This window comes from Paenibacillus sp. RUD330 (assembly GCF_002243345.2).
GTDB lineage: Bacteria > Bacillota > Bacilli > Paenibacillales > Paenibacillaceae > Paenibacillus_O.
Genome location: NZ_CP022655.2, coordinates 4,463,926 through 4,487,500 on the forward strand (window position 1 = coordinate 4,463,926; position 23,575 = coordinate 4,487,500).

At 59.9% G+C, this 23,575-nt stretch carries 18 protein-coding genes (1 of these 18 cut by a window edge); 2 read left to right on the forward strand and 16 right to left on the reverse strand.

Translation table 11 applies throughout. The annotated features are described in order from the left end of the window. Positions 1 to 69: 69 nt before the first annotated feature. The 11 genes from msrB to CIC07_RS20520 form a co-directional block, all read right to left on the reverse strand. The gene (gene msrB / locus CIC07_RS20470; RefSeq protein WP_076353408.1) at positions 70 to 1,026 is read right to left on the reverse strand and encodes a peptide-methionine (R)-S-oxide reductase MsrB; all 957 of its coding nucleotides are present in this window, start codon (positions 1,024 to 1,026) and stop codon (positions 70 to 72) included. Positions 1,027 to 1,140: 114 nt separating this feature from the next. Next, a complete protein-coding gene (locus tag CIC07_RS20475; protein WP_076353406.1) occupies positions 1,141 to 1,350 on the reverse strand; it encodes a hypothetical protein in 210 nt (69 codons plus the stop codon). After that, the gene (locus CIC07_RS20480; RefSeq protein ID WP_094248208.1) at positions 1,347 to 2,486 is read right to left on the reverse strand and encodes an alpha/beta hydrolase; all 1,140 of its coding nucleotides are present in this window, start codon (positions 2,484 to 2,486) and stop codon (positions 1,347 to 1,349) included. The genes CIC07_RS20475 and CIC07_RS20480 overlap by 4 nt, the downstream gene beginning before the upstream one ends. Continuing rightward, positions 2,458 to 3,915 (reverse strand): nicotinate phosphoribosyltransferase, encoded by a 1,458-nt coding sequence (locus CIC07_RS20485; protein ID WP_076353402.1) that lies wholly within the window; start codon positions 3,913 to 3,915, stop codon positions 2,458 to 2,460. The genes CIC07_RS20480 and CIC07_RS20485 overlap by 29 nt, the downstream gene beginning before the upstream one ends. An 80-nt stretch (positions 3,916 to 3,995) precedes the next feature. Continuing rightward, complete coding sequence (locus CIC07_RS20490; RefSeq protein ID WP_076353400.1) at positions 3,996 to 4,328, reverse strand: LapA family protein; 333 nt, start codon at positions 4,326 to 4,328, stop codon at positions 3,996 to 3,998. 65 nt (positions 4,329 to 4,393) lie between these two features. Next, a complete protein-coding gene (locus CIC07_RS20495; protein ID WP_139334396.1) occupies positions 4,394 to 7,174 on the reverse strand; it encodes a CHASE3 domain-containing protein in 2,781 nt (926 codons plus the stop codon). 99 nt (positions 7,175 to 7,273) lie between these two features. Then, positions 7,274 to 8,059 (reverse strand): SDR family NAD(P)-dependent oxidoreductase, encoded by a 786-nt coding sequence (locus CIC07_RS20500; protein ID WP_076353398.1) that lies wholly within the window; start codon positions 8,057 to 8,059, stop codon positions 7,274 to 7,276. A 102-nt stretch (positions 8,060 to 8,161) separates the two neighbouring features. Then, positions 8,162 to 9,166: an aldose 1-epimerase gene (locus CIC07_RS20505; RefSeq protein ID WP_076353396.1), complete on the reverse strand. Its 1,005-nt coding sequence runs from the start codon at positions 9,164 to 9,166 to the stop codon at positions 8,162 to 8,164. A gap of 240 nt (positions 9,167 to 9,406) precedes the next feature. Then, complete coding sequence (locus CIC07_RS20510; RefSeq protein ID WP_076353394.1) at positions 9,407 to 12,601, reverse strand: efflux RND transporter permease subunit; 3,195 nt, start codon at positions 12,599 to 12,601, stop codon at positions 9,407 to 9,409. A 22-nt stretch (positions 12,602 to 12,623) separates the two neighbouring features. After that, on the reverse strand, positions 12,624 to 13,073 hold the full coding sequence (locus CIC07_RS20515) for a MarR family winged helix-turn-helix transcriptional regulator (protein WP_076353392.1): 450 nt from the start codon (positions 13,071 to 13,073) through the stop codon (positions 12,624 to 12,626). Positions 13,074 to 13,394: 321 nt separating this feature from the next. After that, complete coding sequence (locus CIC07_RS20520) at positions 13,395 to 14,330, reverse strand: helix-turn-helix transcriptional regulator (RefSeq protein WP_076353390.1); 936 nt, start codon at positions 14,328 to 14,330, stop codon at positions 13,395 to 13,397. Between the two features lie 132 nt (positions 14,331 to 14,462). Here CIC07_RS20520 and CIC07_RS20525 point away from each other — a divergent pair, with 132 nt between their 5' ends. After that, positions 14,463 to 14,705: a YczO family protein gene (locus CIC07_RS20525; protein ID WP_076353388.1), complete on the forward strand. Its 243-nt coding sequence runs from the start codon at positions 14,463 to 14,465 to the stop codon at positions 14,703 to 14,705. A gap of 3 nt (positions 14,706 to 14,708) precedes the next feature. Here the strand turns inward: CIC07_RS20525 and CIC07_RS20530 are convergent, their stop codons facing one another. Further along, positions 14,709 to 15,893: an SPL family radical SAM protein gene (locus CIC07_RS20530; protein ID WP_076353386.1), complete on the reverse strand. Its 1,185-nt coding sequence runs from the start codon at positions 15,891 to 15,893 to the stop codon at positions 14,709 to 14,711. 73 nt (positions 15,894 to 15,966) lie between these two features. Further along, positions 15,967 to 16,827: a YitT family protein gene (locus CIC07_RS20535; RefSeq protein WP_076353384.1), complete on the reverse strand. Its 861-nt coding sequence runs from the start codon at positions 16,825 to 16,827 to the stop codon at positions 15,967 to 15,969. A gap of 155 nt (positions 16,828 to 16,982) precedes the next feature. On the opposite strand from CIC07_RS20535, the gene CIC07_RS20540 reads away from it, so the two are divergent. Beyond that, positions 16,983 to 18,299, forward strand: a complete 1,317-nt coding sequence (locus CIC07_RS20540; protein WP_076353382.1) for an MFS transporter — start codon at positions 16,983 to 16,985, stop codon at positions 18,297 to 18,299. Between the two features lie 65 nt (positions 18,300 to 18,364). Here the strand turns inward: CIC07_RS20540 and CIC07_RS20545 are convergent, their stop codons facing one another. The 3 genes from CIC07_RS20545 to CIC07_RS20560 form a co-directional block, all read right to left on the reverse strand. Further along, positions 18,365 to 19,261: an NAD-dependent epimerase/dehydratase family protein gene (locus tag CIC07_RS20545; protein ID WP_076353380.1), complete on the reverse strand. Its 897-nt coding sequence runs from the start codon at positions 19,259 to 19,261 to the stop codon at positions 18,365 to 18,367. A gap of 293 nt (positions 19,262 to 19,554) precedes the next feature. Beyond that, the gene (locus CIC07_RS25230; RefSeq protein WP_094248210.1) at positions 19,555 to 21,915 is read right to left on the reverse strand and encodes a glycosyl hydrolase family 18 protein; all 2,361 of its coding nucleotides are present in this window, start codon (positions 21,913 to 21,915) and stop codon (positions 19,555 to 19,557) included. Between the two features lie 137 nt (positions 21,916 to 22,052). Next, positions 22,053 to 23,575, reverse strand: the 3' portion of a protein-coding gene (locus CIC07_RS20560) for a glycosyl hydrolase family 18 protein (protein WP_076356690.1). 388 nt of this gene lie beyond the right edge of the window; only the last 1,523 of its 1,911 coding nucleotides appear in the window; the start codon falls outside the window, past its right edge — the gene reads right to left on this strand; the stop codon is at positions 22,053 to 22,055.

A 23,575-nucleotide genomic window follows, 5' to 3' on the forward strand; every position in this document is an offset into this window, starting at 1 on the left:
CGCCGAACAGCCGCCCGGCATCATCTCGCGATGACGCCGGGCGGCTGTTTTGGGCATGCCGGTTAAACCTTACCGGAAGAGGGAAACATACTCGCCGTAGCCTTCCTGCTCCAGCTCCGACATCGGAATGAAACGCAGCGCAGCGGAATTGATGCAATAGCGGAGACCGCCCTGGTCCTTCGGACCGTCGTCGAACACATGGCCCAGATGGGAATCGGCGCGGGTGCTGCGGACCTCGGTGCGGACCATGAAATGGCTCGTGTCCGTCTTCTCGTTGACGCCCTGCTTGCTCAGCGGGCGGGTGAAGCTCGGCCAGCCGCAGCCGGAATCGAACTTGTCGAGGGAGCTGAACAAAGGCTCTCCCGAAACGATGTCGACGTAGATCCCTTCCTCCTTGTGATCCCAGAATTCGTTGCGGAACGGGGGCTCCGTGCCGTTGTTCTGGGTCACCTCGTACTGCATCGGGTTGAGCCGCGTGCGCAGATCGTCCTCGTTTTTCTTCATCGTCCAGTTTTCCTTGATGAAGGCGTCGCGGCCGGAGCCTTTGCGGTACATCTTGTAGCGGAACGGATGGGTCTTGTGGTAGTCCTGATGATAGTCCTCCGCATCGTAGAACGTTGCCGCAGGCTCGATCGTGACGACGATCGGACGGTCGAAGCGCCCGCTCTCCTCGAGGCTGCGCTTGGATTCCTCCGCCAGCTTGCGCTGCTCCTCGCTATGATAGAAGATGACCGGACGGTACGAGTCGCCGCGGTCCGCGAACTGGCCCATCGCATCCGTCGGATCGACCTGCTGCCAATAGATGTCCAGAAGCTTGGCGTACGGGAACACATCGGCGTCGAAAGTGATCTGAACGGCTTCCGTATGGCCTGTATCGCCCGCGCATACTTCATCGTAAGTCGGGTTCTCCTTATGTCCGCCCGTATAGCCGGAGACGACCTTGATGATGCCCGGCTGCTCCTCGAACGGAGACACCATGCACCAGAAACAGCCTCCGGCGAATGTCGCTGCTTGCTCGTTTGCCATATCTCAATCCCTCCTGGGGTATCGTAATTGTCGCTTTCAATGATACTGCAAGGACTCTATACTGGGTCCTCTTCCTTCTATTATAACGAAAGCATGCCCTTCAAGTCCAAGCCTCTACTCCCGCAGCGCATCCTGCAGCTTGGTCGACATGGACGAGCCGCTGCCGCCCATTCTTCGGCGCAGCCGCTGCATCTCCCCCGTGAGCCTCGCGACCTCCGCCTCGAGAGAAGCCTTCTCCTGCTCCCATCGGGACAGGCGGTCCCTCAGCTGCCGGTTCTCTTCCTCCAGCGTGTTCATCCGCACATCATCGTTCATCTCGCTCATCCTTCCTCCTGGACCATCAGCTCCGGACTCCGCTCCCTCAAGATGTAGTCCATGAGCGCCGTCCTCTCTTCCTCGCCCGGGGAACATTCCGGATCTTCATCAAACGGCATCCTCCCGCCTGCAGCAGCCAGCTCCCGCCGAACAAAGGTTGCCGCCAGCCGCAGCGAATGTCCGGCAGCCGGAATCCAGCCCGGCATCATCGCCGTAAAATCGTGAATCATTCCCGCATAGCAGCGGTATTCAACCGCGACTCCGTCCCGCCGCAGGCGCTCGGCATACTGATGCCCCTGGTCGCGCAACGGGTCCAGCTCCGCCGTGACGACAAGCGCCGGCGGCAAGCCCTCCAGCGTATCCGCCAACAGCGGAGACACGGCTGGCCGGCTTCGATGCTCCTTCGGGGCATAACCGGACGCGAACTGCTGCAGCAGCCGCAGCGTCAGCATATACTGCCTGCCGTTTTCCCGCAGCGAAGGCTGTGCCGAGCTGCGGGCGCCGCCTGTCAGATCGACCGCCGGATACAGCAGCGCCTGGCAGGCGATGTCCGGCCCTCCGCGCTCCTTGGCCAGCAAAGCCGTCACGGCCGCGATATTGCCGCCAGCGCTCTCGCCGGCTACGGCGATCCGGCTGCCGTCTCCTCCCAAGCGAGACGCATGGAGCGAGGCCCATTTCAAAACGTCGTAGGCATCCTCCACTCCGGCCGGATAGGGATGCTCCGGCGCCAGCCTGTACCCGACCGACAGCAGCATGCAGCCGCTCAGCACGCACCAGGCCCGATTGTATCGATGCCGGGCGGTATGGTCGCCAAGAGCGAAACCGCCGCCATGGAAATACAAGACGATCGGGAGCTTGTCCGACTCGCCTGCGCTCTCGGGCCGGTACAGGCGAACAGGAATGATGCGGCCGTCATCGGCTGTGACGGCGATGTCCTTCCAGACAGCCTTGCCCTCCACCCGCAAGGCTGCGGCGGCATCCAAGCCCTTCATGAACAGCTTCATGCCAGGGCGCATCCGCGGCAAGGGAAGGCCCGTCATCCAGGATCCGGCATGGACGATGCCCAGCAGCAGCCTGAGCGGCAGCGAGCGGGGGCCGTTCGGTCGCTTCGCGGAATCAGCGCCCTCCCGTTCTTGGCTTGACACGCTGGATCATCTCCGTCTTCAGGCTCCATAGCGACTCGCTGAAAGCAACCGGATACGGCTCCGGATGCAGCTTGCGCAGATGCGGCTGGCGGAACAGCTTCAGCTGCCCGGCGTGGTAAGCCCGAATCTCATCCAATGCGGGCAGCTCACCCGTCAGCCGTCCGTCCCGGAAGACGGCATTCAGCAGCGGAACGGCGACATAATCCTCCGCCTCTGCCGTCACATACGGGTGGGCCGGATCGACCAGCTTCAGCACCGCTCCTTCGGCAGGCGCCGGATCCCCGCGCAAAGTCATGAAATCGGCGACAGCCATGCCGCTTCGGCGATCGATCAGGCGATAAATGTCCTTGACGCCCGGGTTGGACACTTTATCGAGGTTGCCGGAAATTTTGATCACCGGCTCGTAGCGGCCGTCCTTCTCTCTGGCGACGAGCTTGTATACCCCTCCGAGGGAGGGCTGATCCGCAGCCGTGATCAGCTGCGTGCCGACGCCCCATGTATCGATCCGCGCGCCCTGAGCCTTGAGATTCATGATGATGTGCTCGTCCAGGTCGTTGGAGGCGACGATCTTCACATCCGGGAATCCGGCTTCGTCCAGCATCCGCCTGGCTTCTCTCGACAGCACCGCCAGATCGCCGCTGTCGAGCCGGATGCCCTGGAGCTCCTTGCCTTCCTTCCGCAGCTCTTCACCCGTCCGGATGGCATTGGGGACGCCGCTTTTGAGCGTATCGTACGTATCGACGAGCAGCGTGACTCCATCCGGGAGCGCTTTGGCGTAATTCATGAAGGCTTCCAGCTCGCTGTCGAATGCCTGTACCCAGGCATGGGCATGGGTTCCCTTTGCCGGCATGCCGAACATCATGCCGGCTCTCATGTTGCTGGTGGCATGGAAGCCGGCGATGTAAGCCGCTCTCGCTCCCCATACCGCCGCATCCATTTCCTGGGCGCGCCGGGTTCCGAACTCGAGCAGCGTATCGTCTCCCGCCGCCTGCTTGACGCGCGATGCCTTGGTCGCGATCAGCGTCTGGAAATTGGCCGCATTCAAAAGTGCCGTCTCCACGAGCTGGGCTTCCATGATTCTCGCTTCGACCCGGATCAGCGGCTCTCCCGGAAATACGAGCGTTCCTTCCGGCACCGCTTCAAGCGTGCCCGTAAAACGGAAGGAGCGCAGCTCGTCGAGGAAAGCCTCCTCGTATCGTTCCTCCTGGGTGCGGAGATAGTCCAGGTCCTCTTCGCTGAAAGCCAGCTTGGAGATGTAGTCGACAATGCGCTGCAAGCCCGCGAAAACGGCAAATCCGTTGCCGAAGGGCAGCTTGCGGAAATACATCTCGAAGACGGCTTTGCGGTTGTGCGTCCCCATCTTCCAGTGGGCATACATCATGTTGACCTGGTATTTGTCGGTATGCAGCGTCAAATCCTCGCAGTTCATCGTTGACCTCCTAGATGGACAAGCTTCGCCAATGGCAAAGGCTGCGCCGCTTGAACGGCGCAGCCTTTGGGCATCGGAATTTATTCAGCGGGTTTCAGCAATCCGTCGTCATGCTCCGCAAGCAGGTCCCGATCGTGGATGACGGGCCGGTCGGAGCTATGCAGCGCCCGGGATTCATCCAGCTCTCTTTTCAATCCTTTGATCTCCCTTTGGAGCCGGTACTGGCGGATGATTCCGAAAAGCCCAATGCTCAGGCCGCCCAGCAAAGCGGAGATCAGGATGACCAGGATAAGCGGCGCGCTCGTCGTCGCGAACATGAAGTTGACCCGCACCGGATCGACGTTGATGACGGCGAATATGGCAATCAGCAAGGCAAAAACCAAGCCGGATATCAACAGGCCTTGCGTTTTCATCGGAAATCACCTCATGCCTTCTCTTCATTGGATATTGTTCCCTTTTACCCGGACGCCATGCCCGTTCAAACCCTTTTTTTCTTCGGCATCCACACTTCGATCAGGGAATACAGCTGCTCGATCGCAATCGGCTTGCTGATGTAATCGGAAGCCCCTGCGGCCAGGCATAGATCCCGGTCCTGCATCATCGCCTTCGCGGTCAGGGCGATGACGGGAATATCGCGATACAGGGGATGCTCGCGTATCTGCCTCGTCGCTTCATAGCCGTCCATGACCGGCATCATCATATCCATCAGGACGATGTCGATATCCTCCCGCTCGTCCAGAAGCTGAAGCGCCTCTTCGCCGTTGTTCGCCGTCAGCACCTCCGCCCCTTCGATCTCCAGGGCATTCGACAGGCTGTAGACATTGCGGATGTCGTCATCGACGAGCAGGATAAGCCGGCCTGCCAGCGCCGGATGGCTGGCGATCCGGTCGGATGACGCGGCAGCCTGCTGCTTGGCGGCTGCTCCCGTTGCCGAAGACGGCTCCGAGCCTCGCCGCTCCGGCGTCGCAGGGAAGGAATGCGATCCGGCCTCGGCCGGTTTCTTCATTTCGCCGCCGTCATTTGCCAAGGAGGACAGCGATGGAACATATAAGGTGAATGTGCTGCCCGCTCCCGGGCTGCTGTCGAGCGTGATGAGCCCGCGCAGCAATCCGGCGAGCTCGCGGGAAATCGAGAGACCGAGGCCCGTGCCTCCAAATTGGCGGCTCGTCGTGCCGTCGGCCTGCTGGAAGGCGTCGAAGATGACTTCCTGCTTGGAAGGATCGATTCCGATTCCGGTGTCGCTGATCTTGAAGGAGACGATCTTCTCCCCTTCCGCTTCCGGAAGCAGCTTCCCGGCTTCTGCAGCGGGGACGAGCGCAATTTCCAGAGACACTCCTCCCTGAGGGGTGAACTTGAAGGCGTTGGAAAGAAGGTTTTTGAGAATTTGCCGCAGCTTCCTCTCATCCGTGTACAGCGTCGCAGGGACATCCTCGCCGCAGTTCATCTTGAAGTCCAGCTGATGCTTGTGGGCAATGCCGGAAAATCCGGAGAAGACGCTCTCCGGCAGCTCCGACATGTTGATGGCATCCACATGCAGATCCATGCGTCCCGCCTCAATCTTCGTCAGATCAAGGATGTCGTTGATGAGATCCAGCAGATCCTCCCCGGCGGAATGGATGACGCGGGCGAATTCCTCTTCCTTCTCGGACAGATTTCCGGCCGGATTCTCGGCCAGCATTTCCGACAGGATCAGCATGCTGTTGAGCGGCGTACGCAGCTCATGGGACATGTTGCCCAGAAACTCGCTTTTGTAGCGCGAAGTCTGCTCCAGCCGCTCGGAATACTGCTTCAGCTCCTCCTGGATTTGGCTCAGCTCGTCGTTCTTCTCCTCCGACAGCACGAACTGCCGTCCAAGCTGCTCGTTGGATACGGTCAGCTCCTCCTGCTGGGTCTGGAGCTCTTCCGTCTGAACCTGCAGCTCCTCCGTCATCGCCTGGGACTCGCGAAGGAGGCTCTGGATCTGCATTTGCGTGAACAGCCTGTTGAGGGCGCTGCCCAGCATGTCGGCCGCTTTCTCCGCGAACGTCTCCAGATGGTGCTCGAAAGGCTTGAAGGATGCCAGCTCCAGCACGCCCAGCGTCTTTCCTTCGAACAGGACCGGAATCAGCAGCAAATGGGAAGGCGGAGCGCTGCCCAGTCCGGAGGAGATCCGAATATACGTCTCCGGCACGGTGTAGCCCCGTTTGAGCTTTTCGGCAGCCGCGCGTCCGACAAGCCCTTCTCCGAAGCCGAAGGAGGCGGCCGCTCCCTCCAGAGCCGATCCGCTGCCCGAGACGGACGCGGCAAGCGTCAGCTTGGCTCGGGAAAGCTGCGGATCGGAGATATACAGCGCTCCATAAGGCGCCTTCAGTGCCTCCGTTATGTAGCGGATCACCATGTCGGCCGTCTCGTTCAGATGCTCCGCGCCTTGCAGACGGGAGCTTAGTTCCACGCTGTAGCGCTGAATCCAGCTCTCGCCTTCGAGCTTCTCCAGCAGCTTGTTCGTCTCGGCGGCAAGATCGGCCACTTCATCCGAGGTCGAGACCGGCACCCGGATCGAAAGGTCGGCTGCGCTCTGCTCGCTTTCCCCGGACATGCCCTCCAGGCAATCCGTCACATTCCGGATCGTGCGGACGATGGAGCGCGACAGCAGCCAGCCGATCAGAGCCGACAGGAGAATGGACAGTCCGAGCAGAGACAGCAGCGTCGTGCGAAGCATGCTGTTTCCTTCCTCCAAATTGGCCAGCCGCTTGGCGGTAAGGGTTTTCTCCGTTCCGCGGAATCCCTCGAACATTCCCCGGAGCTTGTCCATGTCCTGCTTGCCGCGGTCGATGACATAGAATTTCCTGACCGCCTCTTCATCCCCGTTTTGCTTGGAGTCGATGACAGGCATCGTAATAGCCAGCCATTCCTCGATGACCGTGCGGATCGATTCCAAGGTTTGCATCTGCAGGGGATTGTCCGAGATAAGCGCCATCAAGCTGTCATAATTGAGTTGCCATTCCGAAAATCCATTCCGGTACGGCACCAGGTAATTATCCTCGCCGGTGACAATGAATCCCCGCTGCCCCGTCTCCATGTCCAGCATGTTTTTTTCGATTTTGTTCGTTAGATTATGGACTTCGATATCATGGCTCGTAATGTAGTTCGTCTCTTGCTGGACCTTGTCCAGCTGGGTGAAGACGACAAGAATCGAAACCGCCAGGCATAACAGAATGACGGCGTAACCGGCGATAATCTTGGTTCTGATCGTAATTCTCCGCTTCGATTGGCTCGACAACTTTCTATCCCCTGTTCTGGCCGGCGAAGGCGACAAGCTGGCCCTGCGCCGGATTTATCCCTCTATGTTCGAGACGGATGTCGGAATCGTCCTCCGGAATCAGGTCACGGGCGATTTGCCTCCGTCGATATTCAGCGCCGTCCCCGTTATATAGGAAGCCGCGTCGGAAACGAGGAAGACGATGGCGTCCGCTGCCTCCCGGGCATCTCCGATCCGTCCGAGCGGAACGGCATGGCGCGGATCCCGGGCATACTCCTCCCAGCTGAGCTCGGGAGCGTCGCTTCTCCACTTCCGTTCGATCTGATCGCTGCGGATCATGCCGATGCAGACCGCGTTGACGCGGATGCCGTCGGCTGCGAGATCCCGGCTCATCGCTTTGGTGAGCGCGATTCCAGCCGCTCTGGTCACCGAGGAAGGAAGCGAAGCCGCCGCGGGCGACTTTCCTCCGATCGCCGTCACGTTGACGATGGCGCCGCAGCCGGCCTGCTTCATGAAAGGCAGCGCTTCGCGTGTCATATGGACGGCTCCCATCAGCTTCAGGCCGATATCGGCCTCCCAGCTCTCGAAGCCGACCTCCTCGAACGGGGCTGCCGCAGACGTTCCCGCATTGTTGACAAGAATGTCGATTTTTCCGCCCCATTTCTCCGCGATGGCCGTGACGGCCTGTTTGACTCCATCGGCATCGGAAACATCGCAGGCCGCCGTCAGGACGCCGGCCCCTGTCTCCTCCCGAATCCGTTCCGCCGCCGCTTCGAGATCCTCTATCGTACGGGCGATCAGGGCGACATGGGCGCCTTCCCGCGCCAGCGTGAGCGCAGCGGCGTATCCGATGCCTTTGCTGCCTCCCGTAATGACCGCATGTTTTCCGCTCAGCTTGAGATCCATGGCCAACCTCCTTCGATGATAGCAATGCATCCGATCGGCTCTCACATTTCCCGGGAAATCGACGTCAATGTCGCGTCCTGTCGTCCCGATCGGCTGTGCGGCTCAGCGGCCTACCTTGACGTAGAAGCGGGCTCGCTCTTCCCAAATCTCGCCCGGCTCCAGTCCGAACAGCCCCATCTCTTCGGCTGGAAGGCTCATGTTGGGAGCATTGACGAGGTTCACTTGCGGCTCCGGACAGAAGAACTCTCCCCGGCCCTGATTGTTGTACAGCATCCACTGCTTGTAGGACGTTCCGACATCGTAGACGAGCGTGACGCCGCGCTTCGTGTCGGTCAGCTCCATCCGGTTGCGGCCATTCTGGGGAATCGCCGTGTAATGGTGGTCCAACGCCGTCCAGAACGGATCGACTCCATCTTCCTTCATGCTCTCTTCTTCGGTGCTCAGTGGCATGAAGGAGCCGGTAGGCAGCATCCTCGGGCTCATTTCCCAGCGCTCGCCGATCGTCAGCTTGAGCTTGCAGTCCTGCGCTTTGCTCCCCGGCGAGAACGGCGCGTTGAGCGTCGTATGGAACGCCAGCAGGCAAGGCATCGATTCGCTTCCGTCGTTGCGGAGCGTGACCCGTTGGGACAGGCCGTCCGGTCCGAGAGAATAGTGCAGGCGCACCGTATAGTTGAAAGGCAGCCGGCGGTAGGCGGGATGGTCCTCGTCGACCTTTACCGACACCGTCACGAAGCTCTCGTCGCCCTTGTGGCCGAAGCTATCTACTTCCCAAGGGGTTTGATAGAGGAATCCGTGCAGATGGTTGTCCGTTGCCGGCTCGTTGATGGGAAGCTGATAGATTCTGCCGTTCCAAGGGAACTTGCCGTCCTCGTACCGGTTGGGCGGGAAAAGCACCGGAATTCCCCAGACGATGGAATTTTCCCGAAACTTCTGCATGTCCTCATGGGCCGGCTCGCGCAGGAACCGGTATCCGTTGACCAGATCACGGAAGGCAACCAGATTGCCTCCGATTTCGGGAAGCATGACCGCTTCGTAGGCTCCCGCCCGCAGATAAATCGCCTTTTGTCCCTGATAGATGCCCTCAAACGCACTGCTCGCGCTGCTCATATGGATATCCGCTCCTCTCTAAATTCCGCTTCTACTAGAGTACCATATTTTTTTCGACCTGTTCTATACGAATTGACAAGCTTCTCGCCCTGCAAGCAAAAGCTTGGCGCCGTCGATTCCGCCGCTTGACGCCGGCGGTTCCGGCACCCGGCATTCGACAGGAAGGAAGGCGCATGCAGAGGGAAAAAAGCAGCCAGCGAAGCGAGGCTTCACTGGCTGCTCTTTACGCCTTGCAGCTTGCTACCGGTCCGCCATGAACGGCTCCCCTTGCACCTCGGAGCCATGATCCGCGCTTTTCTCGCGCTGCTGCATGAACGGCCACCAATTCGCCGCTCCGAACGTCCTGACCATGACCGGAATGAAGAGCGGAAGCATGAGGAATGCGTACAGGACCAGTCCGCACAAGACGATCGTGGCGATCTGCATGAGCGACATCACCCCGGAAGGCAGCATCGCCGCGAACGTTCCCCCGAGAATGACGGCGGCGGACAGAATGACCGATCCCATGTTCCGCATGGCGCGCAGAATGCCTTCCTTGGGAGCCAGATGCTTGTATTCGCGGAAGCGGTCGAGCAGGAAGATGCTGTAGTCGACGCCGAGCGCAATGAGCAGGACGAAGCTGAAGAACGGCACGGCCCAGCTGATTCCGTCATAACCGAGAATCCGGGCGAAGACGACCTCGGCGATCGCCATCGACGTATAGTACGTAATGAGCAGCGAGGCCATGATGTAAGCCGGAATGACGATCGAGCGGAACAGAAGGATGAGAATGATGGATATGCCGATCAGCATCAGCATGACGGTGCGGGAATAATCCTCGTCCGAGATCGTATTGAGATCATGCTGGGTGCTCGTGATGCCTCCGACCGCATACGTGGAGCCTTCGTAGCCGGTTCCTTTCAGGCCGCGCTCCACGGCCGCGTTCACATCCGGGATCTTATTGAGCGTGGCTTCTTCATACGGATTCGTCGAGAATACGACATCGAGAGTCGTCATGTTGCCTTCAGGAGACAAGTAGGTTTCAAGAGCCTTCTTGAAGTCCGCATCGGCAAGAGCCTGCTCCGGCAGGTTCCAGCCGCTGAGGCCCGAATCCGGCTGTGCCGACAGCTCATCCAGATAAGTCCGTGCTTCGCCAAGCCCGTTCGATACTTGGCTGATGCCGTCGACACTCTGGTCAAGCCCGCCGGTAAGCTGCCCCAGCTGCTTGTCGAGATCGGCAAAGCCGGTCTGCAGCTGCTTCTGTCCTTCCTGCAGGGAGCTGAAGCCGCTCGTCACCTCCGGCAGGCGGCCGATGACCTCGCCTTGGCCGGCTGCTGCTTGGGAAATTCCCTGCTGCAGCGATGCCAGTCCCGCGGCCAGCTTCTTCAGGCCGTCGCCAAGCGCCGCTTGACCGGCTGCCGCCTGCGACAAGCCGGCATTGGCATCCGCAATGCCTTTGGCAGCCGAGTTCAGCTGGACATTGAGCTTCTCCAGTCCGCCGGACAGCTGTGAAGCTCCGCCGGACAGCTGGCCGAGCGATTGCATCGCTCCCTGGAACTGAGCGTCGGCCGCCAGCTCCGGATACTTGTCGCCGAGCGCCTGGAAGGCCTGCTCCAATCCGGCAAGTCCTTGGGCCAGCTCTTTCTGGCTGGCGGCGGCGTCTCCGTAAGCGGAAGACAGCTGCGCCAATCCGCCTCCGACCTGCTTGTAGCCTGCCAGCAGCTTGTCGCTTGCCGCCGCCAGCTGCTCGGCGCTATGCTGCGCTTGCGCAAGTCCGGCGCTCAGTTCCTTGGCGCCGGCCGCCCCGTCCACAAGCCCTTTGCGGATACGCTCGAGGCCTTGCCCAAGCTGCTCGACTCCGTCCTGCAGCTTGGCGGTGCCGGTGACGAGCTCGCCGGCACCGTCGGCAGCCTGCTTCAGCTTCGGTGCGTTGTCCGCGAGGCTGGTGCTGGCTTCCTGCAGCCCTTTGCCGATTTTGTCGAGCCCATCCGTGCTCTGCCCGATGCCGCCGCCAAGCGTATCGGCTTGCTTGGATACCTCGAGGTCTTCCAGCGGAGATCCGGCAGGCCGGGTGGCGCTGCGTACGAGCTTGACGCCTTCCACTTTCGACAGCTCCCGACTGATCTGCTCGACGACAGCCAGGCCTTCCTTGCTGTCGAAGCTTTTATCCGCCTTCAGGATGACGGTCGAGGGCATCGAATCTCCGGGACCGAAACTGTCGGAGATCAGATTGAACGCCTTGACGGAACGGTAATCATCCCCGATTTCCTGCAGCGAGTTGAAGGAAATCGTATTTTTGTATGCGGCCATGAAGGGCACGATGAAGATAGCGAGGATAACGAGAGCCCATATCGGCTTGCGCAGGGAGAAGCGGCCCATGCGATCCCACATGCGGCTTTCTTTATGCTCGAGGGAACCTCTTGCCGGCCAGAACAGCGCATTGCCGAGCACCGCCATGAAAAACGGAACCAGCGTGACAAGCGCGATAAGAAGCACGGCGACCCCGACGGCGACAGCAACCGCCGAGCGGTACAGCACGAAGGTGGAGAAGCCGATCGACGCGAAGCCGACCAGAACCGCTGCCCCCGAGATCAGCACCGTGCGCCCGGCTGTGCGGTACGTGGCCAATATCGCTTCCGTGCGGTCCAGTCCATGGGACAGCTCTTCCTTGTACCGGCTGATCAGCAGGATGCAGTAATCCGTTCCGATGCCGAACATGATCGCCACCATGAAGATCTGGGTGAAGTTCGAGAGCGGGAAGTCCGCGTATTGGACGAGGAACGACACGACCGACTGCGACAGCAGATAGCTCAGGCCGACGGCAAGCAAAGGCACGAACGGCGCTACGACCGAACGGAATACGATGAACAGAATGACAAGGATGAAAATGACGGTGATGTACTCGGTCTTGGCCAAGCCCTCCATCGAGCTTTTGACCTGATCCTCGTTGATCATCCATTCGGAAGTGTAATAATGCTCCGTCTTGATGCCGGAAGCCGCCTTGTACAGCGCATCCTGCAGATCGACGGCTTCACGGCCGTTTTTCTGGATGCCTACGAGGGCAAGCATCGTTTTGCCGTCCTTGGAGATGAGCTGGTCCTCAAGCTCCTTCTGGTCGAAGGGACCTGTGACCGACACGATTCCCTCCTTGCCGCCCGAATGCTTCATGGCGTCGAGCCCCGAACGGATGGCGGATTTATCGTCGGCGCTCAGCCCTTCGGCACGGTGGAACACCAGGACGGCCGACAGCTCATCCTTTTTGGACGCGCCGGAGGACTGGGCGTTCTTCTCCTTGATCAGCTTGGAAGCCATCGACGAGGAATAGCCGTCCGGGACGGTGATCTGGCCCTTGTCCCTGACGAGCTGCTGCATGTCCGGAGCGGACAGCATCAATCCGGCTGCAGCCGCGATCCAAACAATCAATATGGCCCAGCGCCATTTCAATATCGTTCTCACAGTAATGATTCCCCTCCGGTTATCAAGTCTTTAGTTTGTCGGCCAGAAACTCGAACGTTTCAATGAACTGCAGCGCTTCATCGTCCTCGAATGCCTGGATATAACGTCCGAGAGTTTCTTTGATGATCCGGTCGGTTTCCTTCGCTGTCCGAATTCCTTTGTCTGTGAGCGACAGATACGTGACTCTGCGGTCCTTGCCGTCTGGATGGCGCTGGATCAATTCCTTGTCGACCAGCCGCGTAATCAAGGAAGTAATCGTGCTTTTGCCCACGCAAAAAGCGTCCGCCAGCTCCGTTGAAGTGCAGCCCCCGCCCGACTCTCCGCGCGAGTTCAAATAACGGACAATGCCGAATTGCTCCCTTGTCATATCCTCCGGAAGCTTCTCCTGGATCAAGGCGTTGAAACGCCTCGTCACGACAAAGCTCGCGGCCTCGTACCGCTTGATGATGTCCGGCAGCAGCTCTTCCCTCATCGCCAGTCCTCCTTTCTTGTACAAGTTCGATGTTGAAATAGTTTGATAATCGAACTTTATCATGACAAAAACCGCCCTGTCAACAGACAAGGCGGCTTGAGTCATACCTGCATGGCGTCTCGCATCATACCTGCAATACGGCTCGCTTCATGACTGCATGGCGGCTCGCATCCTACCTGCATTGCGGCTCGCTTCATGACTGCATTGCGTCTCGCATTATACCTGCATTGCGGCTCGCTTCATTCAAGCAAGGCGGCTCGCGTCACCGCTAGTAGGCAGCTTGCGCCGTATCGGCCGTTCCAGCCAAGTTCAGGACGTCCATCAGGCTTCGTACAACGCTTGGATTTCCGCGGCCTGATCCATGAGCTTGCGGGCAACATAGGGAGGATCGACGACCTTGACATGAGGGCCATAGCTGAGCAGCCGCGAATAGAGCCAGTAGCCCTGTTCTTCTCGATCCGCGACCTCCAGCCAGCCGTCATCCCGGATGACAATGAAGCTCCGGTCGTAATCATCGAGCACTCTCGTCTTGACCGAGGGGTGGAACAGCAGCTTCAGATCAATTTTGAGGCTGCCTTGAATCGCCATGCGCTTGTCTAGCTCTCGCAGACCGACATCGCGGCGGGTGAACGTCTCCGGCAGGAGATCCAGCTGCTCCATGCGGTTGAGGCGGAAGGTTCGATAATCGCCGCGCTTCAGGCAATAAGCGTGCAAATACCAAACATAACCCTTCAGCGCAAGTCCGACCGGCTCCACCGTCCGTTCGCTGCTCGTTCCCTGCCAGTCGAGATAGACGATGCTCAGCAGCCTGCATCCATCCAGCGCTTCATGGATGGTTCTCAGCATGGCTTGATGACGTTCCTTCTCCTTCCACGGATGCAGATCGATCAACACCCGCTCGCCGGAGGAGCTCCCGCTACCGTTTCCGGATCGCTCCACCAAGGCGATCACCTTGTCGATCAGCGAAGAAAGCTGCTCTCCGCTCAAGGCTGACCCGACTCCGCGCAGCGCTGTCACGATGGATTGCAGCTCATCGCAGCTCAAATATTGCCGCTCCAGACGATACCTCTCCATAATCTCGTAGCCTCCCGAGAGGCCCGGATAGGAAATGACGGGGATGCCGGCCATATTCAGCGTTTCCAGGTCGCGGTATATGGTGCGCAGCGACACTTCGAAGCGCTCGGCAAGCTCCTGAGCCCCGACGCGCCTGCGTCCGAGCAGCAGCATCGTGATGCCGAGCAATCTTTCCAGCTTCAACCGAGTTCCCTCCTTGCATTCAATCCTTGGAATGCCGCCGACTGCAGGCTGCCGCCCTTCGTCATGGCATCGTCCAGGTTCACTTCCGGGTCCGGCCGGGTAAAGAAGTACAACCTATCCAACGAGGTGATCATGATGACGGAACCATCTAAGAAAAAGCTTGACCATCAGCCTGGAGGCTCCAGCATCCAGCACCGGGACAATCCGGAGCAGCTGCCGACGGAGAAGGAAAGCCTGATGGATGGAGATCCATCCCAGATGAACGTGGATTCCATTCCGGTGGAAGACCAGACGATCGAGCAGCAGGACGAGAAGGACAAGACCAAGACCAAAAACGATTCATCCAGCGCCCGTAAATATCATACCGGCTTCTAAGCCTCAGAAAGGGAGAGACATCTGCTCCAATACTTCGATCTCCGTCCCCGGCGTGCATCCCGCGCCGGGGTTTTCCCTGAGGCGGGCCAGCTTGCCCGCCAAGCCGGGTTCTTCGGAAAGAGGGCGTTGCCCCGCATATCCATCCGCTGCTGCCGGAGAAAGCTCAGCCCCTGCATTCAGCTTCGATATCCCTTCCTTCGCGGACTCGGCCCATGAACCAACAGGCACGGCTCTCCCCTCAGGCCTAGGAACGGCAAGCATGGCATCAGTCGTTCCCATTCCGTTCTCCCGCACGCTTCCCGCGCTTTCCCTATAGAATCGGTCCTCCGGAATTCCGTGCCATACCCTGAGCTCCGAGACGATGTCCTGAATCCGCTCCGCATAGTCGCGGCTCGCATAGGCTCCGGCAAAAATCCGGTCGTAAGCCGGAAGCAGGGAGGCATCGTACCGCTGAAGCATTCCATAGTACCAGCTCTTGACGTCCGGCGTCAGGCGCAGCAAGGAAGTCATCATATAACCCGCTCCGGCCTCCTTGACCGCTCCCATGAGCTCGTCGAGCCGGGGACGGGAGTCGGTCAGAAGCGGAAGGATCGGAGCCGCGAACACGCCGGCCGGAAAGCCTGCATTTCGGAGCTCGGCCAGAGCCTGCAGCCGCTGCCGCGGCAGCGGCGCGCCGGGCTCCAGGAACCGGATGAGCTCATCGTCGAGAGTATTCAGGCTGATGTTGACCGAGAGCAGATTCAGGTCGCCCAGGATGTCCATATCCCGCAGAACCAGCGGCGATCGGGTCGTGATCGATACCGGCACTCGATAGCGGGCAAGCACCTTGAGGCACTCCCGCGTCACCTGCCGGCTGCTCTCGGCAGGCTGATAAGGATCCGTAGCCGTGCCGATCGCGATATGGCCGATGTCCCTCGCCAGCTCCTGCAGGTCGAAGCGCCGGGAAGCAGCCATATTGTGCAGCTGCTTGCGAAGCGCCTCGGCGGCATTGTCCTTGACGAGAATATGATCCTGGAACTCGTCGCTTCCAAGACCGATGAACGATTGAAACGCTCTCGCATAACAGAAGCTGCAGCCATGGGCGCAGCCGCGGTATGGATTGATCGACCAGCCGAACGGCATCTTCTCTTCCTTGACCCGGGTCATCGCCTGCTTGACGACGACCGTCTCCAATCGCTTCGCGCACATGAGCTTACCTCCAGACAAGAACGTTTGTTCCCATATAGCTATACTATATCATAGGGTTGAGCGTCTGGCAATGCTAGCCGTCCGATTCATTCCGCTCCTGCCAGCCTTTGCCGACGACCTCGTGCACATCGCTGAACGTGACAAAGGCGCCGGGATCGGCTTCATGCACGAGCCTCTTCAGACGGCCTGTCTCCTTGCGGCTGACGACACAGTAAATCACTTCGGCGCGCCTGTTGCTGAATGCGCCTCTCCCGTCGAGGAACGTCGCTCCCCGGCGGAGCTCGCGCAGAATCTCGCGTGAGATCAGCTCCGGCTTCCGGGAAATGATGATCGCTGCCTTGGCCGAATGGGAGCCTTCCTGGACGAGATCGATGAGTCTCGCTCCGACCAGCATGGCGATCAGCGTGTACATGGCTCTTGTCAGGTCCAGATATATCAACGAGAGCACCACAACGGCCGCATCGGTGACGAAAATCGTCCTTCCGAGGCTCCAGCCGAACGATCGACGGCACAGCATCGCCAGGACGTCGACCCCGTCGGTCATGCCCCCGTACCGGAATACGATGCCCAGCCCCGCTCCGACGATAGCCCCCGCATATAGGGAAGCCAGCAGCAGGTCTTTAAGCGGCAGCCTGAACGGTTCGAACAGGATGAGGAACAGCGAGAGGCTGAGCGAGCCGATCACGGCATAAATAAAACTGGTTCGCCCCATGTATCTCCAGCCCAGCAAAAAGATAGGGACGTTAATGATGAGGCTTGACCAGCCGGGGCTCCAGCCGAGCACGTAGTTGAGAATCAGGGCAATGCCCGTGATCCCTCCTTCCGCCAAGCCGTTCGCCAGATTGATTTCATTGATTCCGAACCCCATGAGGGCGGAGCCGGCCAGGATGGCGGCTATGTTTTTCGCATGCTTTACCCAGGATGTGCTTTTCATGACGTGAATTCCTCTCCGCCTGAATGTTCTCATCCTCTCATTCTTCCCCCGAAACGGCGGAGCAAGCCCGTTATTGTCGGCCCTCGAACGGTGTGATACATTGGTACGAAAAGTGTCCGGCCTTACCGGATGCCAGTTCCGGAGGTGCGGCACCGATGTTGAATGCTTTGCGCGGGCGAGCCGGCTCGTTTTCATGGAATTCTTTTTTGCTGCTCGCCGTCGTTTTCGCCGGCTATCTCATCTTCGGCCTATCGGAAAACATTAAAGGCCCCGCCATACCGCGCATGCAAGCCGACCTGCGGATCAGCGAATTCCAGGTTGGCCTGCTGCTGGCCTTCAATTCCCTCGGTTATTTGATCGCCTGCTCCTTCACCGGCTTGCTTGTGCGCAAGCTCGGCATGCGCGCGACGACGGTCGCCAGCTTCGGGGCGATGGCCGTATCCGGGCTGTTCATCTGGGCCTCCTCGGGCTTTTTTTCGCTGTCCGCCGCCTACTTCTTCCTCTACATCGGCAACGGCGCCCTCGAGATCGTCCTGTCCTTGCTTGGGGCGCGGATCTTCACCCGCAACGCAGGGACGATGATGAATCTCGCGCATTTCTTTTACGGTCTCAGCTCCATGGCCGCGCCTCTGGCCGCCGCGTATTTGATGGCTTTCCGTCCTGGAGACGGCGGTCCGCTCGGGTGGGGAGGAATGTATGCCCTCGTCATGGCCCTCTCGATCCTGCCTGCCATCCCGGCTTTGCTCGCACGCTTCCCCGGCAAGGAAAGCTCCGAAGATCGTTCTTCCGCCGGCAAGCAAGAGGCGGAGCCTGGCGATCCCGCACCAGCTGTGGGCCTCTCGGTGCGCCAGTACGCGAAAGATCCCGTGGCCTGGTTTATCGTTGCCATCCTCTCCGCGGGAGTCGTGGCCGAGATGGCTTTCGGAGGCTGGCTTCCCGCCTTTCTGGAAAAAGCCTACCGCTGGGACGGGACGGCCGCTTCCGCGATGCTCTCGGGCTTCTTCGTCTGCTTCACTGCGGCTCGGCTCGTGCTTGGCCCTCTTACCGACCGGATCGGCCTTATCCGCTCCATTCTCATTTTCTCCCTGTTTTCCGGTCTTTGCACCGTCGCGGCCGTATTCGCGGGGGAGCCGGGAGCCTGGCTGTTCGCTCTCGCAGGAGCCGGCATCGCTCCGATCTATCCGACAGTCATGGCGTTTCTGGCTGTCCGCTACGCAGGCCGGAGCGATGCGGCCATCACCTTTACGGTGACGATGCTCGGATTTGCAAGCGTTGCCGGCAACCTCCTGATCGGAGCCATCACCGACGGCTTCGGACGTCTGTTCGGCAGCTCCGGCAGCGGGGAGATGCGCGGCATGCAGGCCGGCTTCCTGTTCATCGGCTTGTGCGCGCTGCTCTGCGCCTTCGCGGCAGCCCTCCTGCTCCGCCATCTCAAGAACAGAAAGGCCGCTCCGGCAGGGAGCGGCTTCTAGGCTATCTCTTCTTTCATGGATGCCGGACCGGCATGGATGTCACAGCTGCCTCGCCGTACAGCCGATCAGTTTCCGGCAGGAGCAGCCTCCGCCTCGGCAGCGAGCTGTTCCGCAAGCTCGGGCAGCCATTGCTCAAGGCTGTAGAACTCGAAGCCCGCCGCAGCAGCGAGGGAGTTGTCCATGTGCCAGGACTCCCCGATGCCGAAAGGGGATTTCTGTTCATCCGCCGACTGCTCCCGGATGACGGCCGTTTTGCCGGCCGCCTTCTCCACGAGGCCGATGACCTCCCGGATGGATATATCCCCGTTCGAGCAGCAGTTGACCGGTCCGGTCAAGGAGCTGTCCTTGAGCCAGCACAGGAACGCCGCCGCTTCGGCGGAATGCACGAACGAGATTCTCGCTTCCGGGGACGGCACTCCGATCGGTTCCCCGCCGAGCACCTTGTCGACGTGGAAGTGCAGGCGCTTCGTATAATCGTCCGGCCCCAGTATAATCGGAAACCGGACCATGACCGCTTCGAATCGGTCTTGCTCCCACAGGACGGCCTCGGCCTGCCGCTTGCCTTCCCCGTAGCTCAGCGTATGCCGGCTGCCGCCCGTGACCGGATAGCCTGCCGGCATCCATGCGGTTTCCGCAAGCCTTTCCGGCGATTCTTCGTATACGGATAAAGTGGATACCTCGATATAGCGCTTCGTTTTGCCTGCGAATACCTCGACCGCAAGGGCCGCATCCTCCGGCGAATAGCAGATCTGATCATAGACGACATCCCACGCACGGCCATCCGCCGCGGCGGCAAGCGAAGCCTTGTCCTCGCGGTCCAGCACCAGATGCTCCACCGGACGAATAAAGGACGCATCCGTTTTCCCCCTCGTGCCGATCGTCACTTCATGGCCTTCCTCCAGCAAAAGATTGACCAGCCTCTTGCCTACAAACCGCGTTCCGCCCAGCACAAGTATGTTCATGGCTCGATCCTCCTTGGATGTTCTATCCTCTAGACTTCGCCGCCTCAGGCTGAAAACCTGCCCCAATACCTGCATGTCCCTGGCAAGAAAGCTCTGCCCCCTTACTTAAGCGGTTGATTCCGGGTCCTGTTTTCAAAGGATGAACAGCAACCCAGCCGGGCATCCCCCTTTCGGGATGGGAAGCGCCGCCGTGCCTCCCTCTTGCAGAAAAAGCGCCTTTACCGCGCCTCCCTCTTCGGAGGGGATTAGGCTGCACGGTAAAAGCGCTGGAATCGGCTATGCTTTGTCCGGAATCAGTTCAGCTTCCACAAGGCAGGAGTCGTGGACGGCTCCCAGCCGGTCAGGGAGGTGTGCGGCTGGAGGCAAGTGTAGCTCTTGCCGCCGTAGGCCACGATATCGCCTGCTTTATACGCTACGCCTGCCTTCCATGCATAGACGCCAGGCGTTGCCGTCGGTGCCGGGGTCGGCGTTGCCGTCGGCGCCGGGGTCGGCGTTGCCGTCGGCGCCGGGGTCGGCGTTGCCGTCGGTGCCGGGGTCGGCGTTGCCGTTCCGCAGGCTCCAACCGATTTCCAAGGACCGTTGGCTCCGCTCAAGTCAGGGCGATCGCCCTGGGTCCACCATTTAGCTTCATACAGGACGCCATTGTATGATGCCCGTTGCCCCCCGGTATAGGCGGTCGTGGATATCCATGCTGCTGCGGAGCATGCTCCCGGAGATGGGGACGGGGTTGGACTTGGCGTCGGCGTCGCGGTAGGTGAAGCCGTCGCCGATGGAGTCGGAGCCGGCGTGGCGGATGGTTTCGGCGTTGCGCTAGGCGTCGGCATGACGCTAGGCGTTGGCGTCGGCGCGCCTCCATAAAGCTTGTCGTACTCCTGCTGCGAGGAGCTTCCGTTCAGCGTCACCCGCTGCGGTCCTCCGGAGAACGCCAGCTTCATCATGCCGGGTATATCCAGCGTCGCGCCATTCGCAATCGTCTGTGTCGCCGTACCTGTAATCCGGTACCGGTTGAAATCCCAGCCCGCAGATAGCTGTTCCACCGATCCGGCTCCCCAAGCGGAAGTGAGGGACGTCGTCGTCGGCAGATCGAACTCCAGCTTCCAGCCTCCAGCGATATCCGCGCCTGTGGTGTTCGTTATTTTCAACGAGTAGGTATAGTTCGGATGGTCGTAGTTGCCGCTGAAGCCGATGGTGAAATTTTTCGGGGTCGGCAATTGCGGCTTGGCCGCCCCACCCGGAGGCGATGCCGTCTTCAGCTTATCGTAGGCGAAGCTGGTCAGAGAATTGCCGTACGTGTACGTGCCGTCGGCCTGCTGGGAATAATCGCCCGTCAGCTCCCAGAACATCATGCCGCCCAGCCCTTTTTCCTTGATGTAGTCGAGCTTGTAGCCGAGCGACTCCGTATCCTCATAGGAGAGGAAAATCTTCTTGTCCGCATTATAGAGGTAGGGCGTTTTTGTCACGGAGTCAAAATAGCGCCTGTTCGCAGGATCCTTGAGCAGATTGAGGATATGCCAGATCGGGTTGGCGCCTGCAGGCTGCTCCGGTGCCGGATCGTTCCAGATGCCGTAATCCCCGTCGGCGCCGCCTCCGGTTGTCGCGGCGCTGCCCCACAGCCCGGTATTGTTGATGCCGCCGTTCACATTTTTCCAGCCTCGGGAGTAATAAGGGACGCCGACGACGATCTTCTCGGGCGGCAGCGTTCCGAGATAATACCGCACGGCCCAGTCCGTATTCAATACCGGCGTCCCAAGGGCGGCCGTCTCCGTATCGCGCGAATCGGGATACAACGCCGAGTGGGGACCGACATAGCCGTTCCAAGCTCCATGGAAGTCGTACGTCATCAGGTTCGCCCAGTCGAGGTATGGATTCGCTTCGCCCAGCTTCATCCCGCCAAGGATCCAGGAGGAGGCCGTTGCCGCGATAGTCAGATCGTATTTCTGGTTGTCCTGAGCCCCTGCCGCATCCAGCTTCTCGCGAAGCTTTTTCATAAGAAGGACGTAGTTGTCGTAGTTCACCTTGCGCAGCGGCTCCGCAACGGAGGAATCGATCGGATTGCCGGATTGCCCGGTTCCCGACGGGTACTCCCAGTCGATGTCGACGCCGTTGAATCGGTACGTGCGCAGGAAGTCGACGACGCTGCTCGCGAATGTCTCGCGCCCGGCTTCGGAATTGGCCATCCCATAGAATCCGCCCGAGCCTGACCAGCCTCCGACCGAGATCAGCGTGCGGACGTCGGGGTACAGCTGCTTGTATTTGACCAGCTGGTTGAAATGCCCTTTGAAGGACAGGTTGGCAAGCTGGCCGGGATAATCCTTTTCGATAGCGGCTTTGCGGTCCATGAAGTCGATTTTGTTCGTCTGCGTGTTGACCTTGGCGAAGGCATAGTTGATATGGGTGATTTTATCCCACGGTATTTTGTCGACCGTGTAGAAACCCTTGTTTTCCTGATCGCCCCATTCAGGGAAATAAGCGACGATTTTGCGGGGATGATCGGGTGCGGGAGCGGGATCGGCAGGAGCTCCTCCGGCAGCCTTGGCGATCGGCGAATAGATGCCCGCTGCGCTGGAGTAGAGCGGGAGCAGGACGACGAGACTCATCAACGCGGCCAAAATACGGGCTTGGCCTATCGCTTTCCGATTTGCTTTTGCTTTCATGCGCGTTCCTCCAGAGAGTTCATGGTCGATGCTCAGGCATGGAAAAAAGCGCCCCTGCCGCCACGCCAGCCAAAATCAGGCATGGATGTTATCGCAGGACAGGAGCGCCGGGATCGATATCGGGGTTGGAGCCGGCCTTAGTTCAGCTTCCAGAGGGCAGGAGTCGTCGACGGCTCCCAGCCCGTCAGGGACGTATGAGGCTGAAGGCAGGTATAGGACTTGCCCCCGTAAGTGACGACATCACCGGCTTTGTAAGCCACTCCCGCTTTCCAGGCGTTGGCTCCGGGAGTAGCGGAAGGAGCAGGTGTCGGGGTCGCGCTTGGCGTCGGGGTTGCCGATGGCTTCGGTGTCGCTGTCGGCGTTGGCGTTGCCGTAGGAGCCGGCGTCGGGGTCGCAGTCGGCGTTGGAGAAGCGGTGCCGCAGGCTCCGACCGATTTCCAAGGGCCGTCCGCTCCGCTCAGATCGGGGCGATCGCCTTGGGTCCACCATTTGGCTTCATAGAGAACGCCATTGTAGGAAGCGCGCTGGCCGCCCGTGTAAGCCGTCGTGGCCACCCATGCCGCCGCCGAGCATTGGCCCGGGGTCGGTGTAGGGGTTGGGGTTGGCGTCGGGGCCGGTGTTGCGCTAGGCGTTGGTGTAGCAGACGGAGTCGGTGTCGCCGATGGAGTCGGCGTTGCGCTTGGTGTCGGAGTCGGCGTGAAGCCGGAACCTAGATCCGTGTTCAGCTTGTTCAGCAGCGTTTTGTTGCGGTCGCCGCTCGTTTCCCAGAACATGGCGCCTGCAAGGCCCTTCGACTTCAGGTAGTCCGTCTTGTAGCCCATGGACTGGACATCATCATAGCTGATGAACGTTTGGTTGGAAGGATTGTAGAGATAAGGCACTTTGGCTTGATCGTTCCAGTAGCGGGTATAGCCGTTCTTGTTGATGTAGTTGGCTTCAAGATCATAGAAGTCGTAGCTGCCTTTTTCCCATGTGCCTGTCGAAGAGATGCCGGCGCACTTCTGATACTGGCCGTTGCCGGCAGACGGGCATCCTCCCCATCCGCGGCCGTAGAACGGCGTGCCGAGAACAAGCTTGCTGGCTGGAACTCCGCTCGCCAGATACGTCGTAACCGCTTTGTCGATGTTGAAGTTCTGGGGATCGGTCAGCCCCGTGCCGGCTGCTGCCGGATCGTAATACAACGGAGCGTTGTGGCCGCTCGTCGTATTCCAGCTGCCGTTGAAATCGTAGGTCATGATATTGATCCAGTCGACGGTATTGGCAATTCCTTTGAGATCATTGTTCTGGATGTAGGAAGGACCCGCACCGGATGCGATCGTAAGCAGGTACTGCTTGCCGTCTGTCTTGCCTGCCGCGTCCAGCTTCTCGCGGATCTTCTGCAGCAGCAGAACGTAGTTCTGCTTGTCTTCCGGACGGTAGCTGTTGCCGGCGAGGCCGCCGCTGACCGGATACTCCCAATCGAGGTCGACCCCGTCCATTTTGTATTTCCGGATGAAATCGACCGAGGAGTTCGCAAACACTTCACGCGTAGCAGCGGTAGCGGCGACATCGGAGAAGCGGTTCGACCATGTCCAGCCGCCCACGGAGATGACCGTCTTCAGATTCGGGTTTTTGTCCTTCAGCTTCCACAGCTGCTTCAAATTGCCCTTGATCGGGTCGT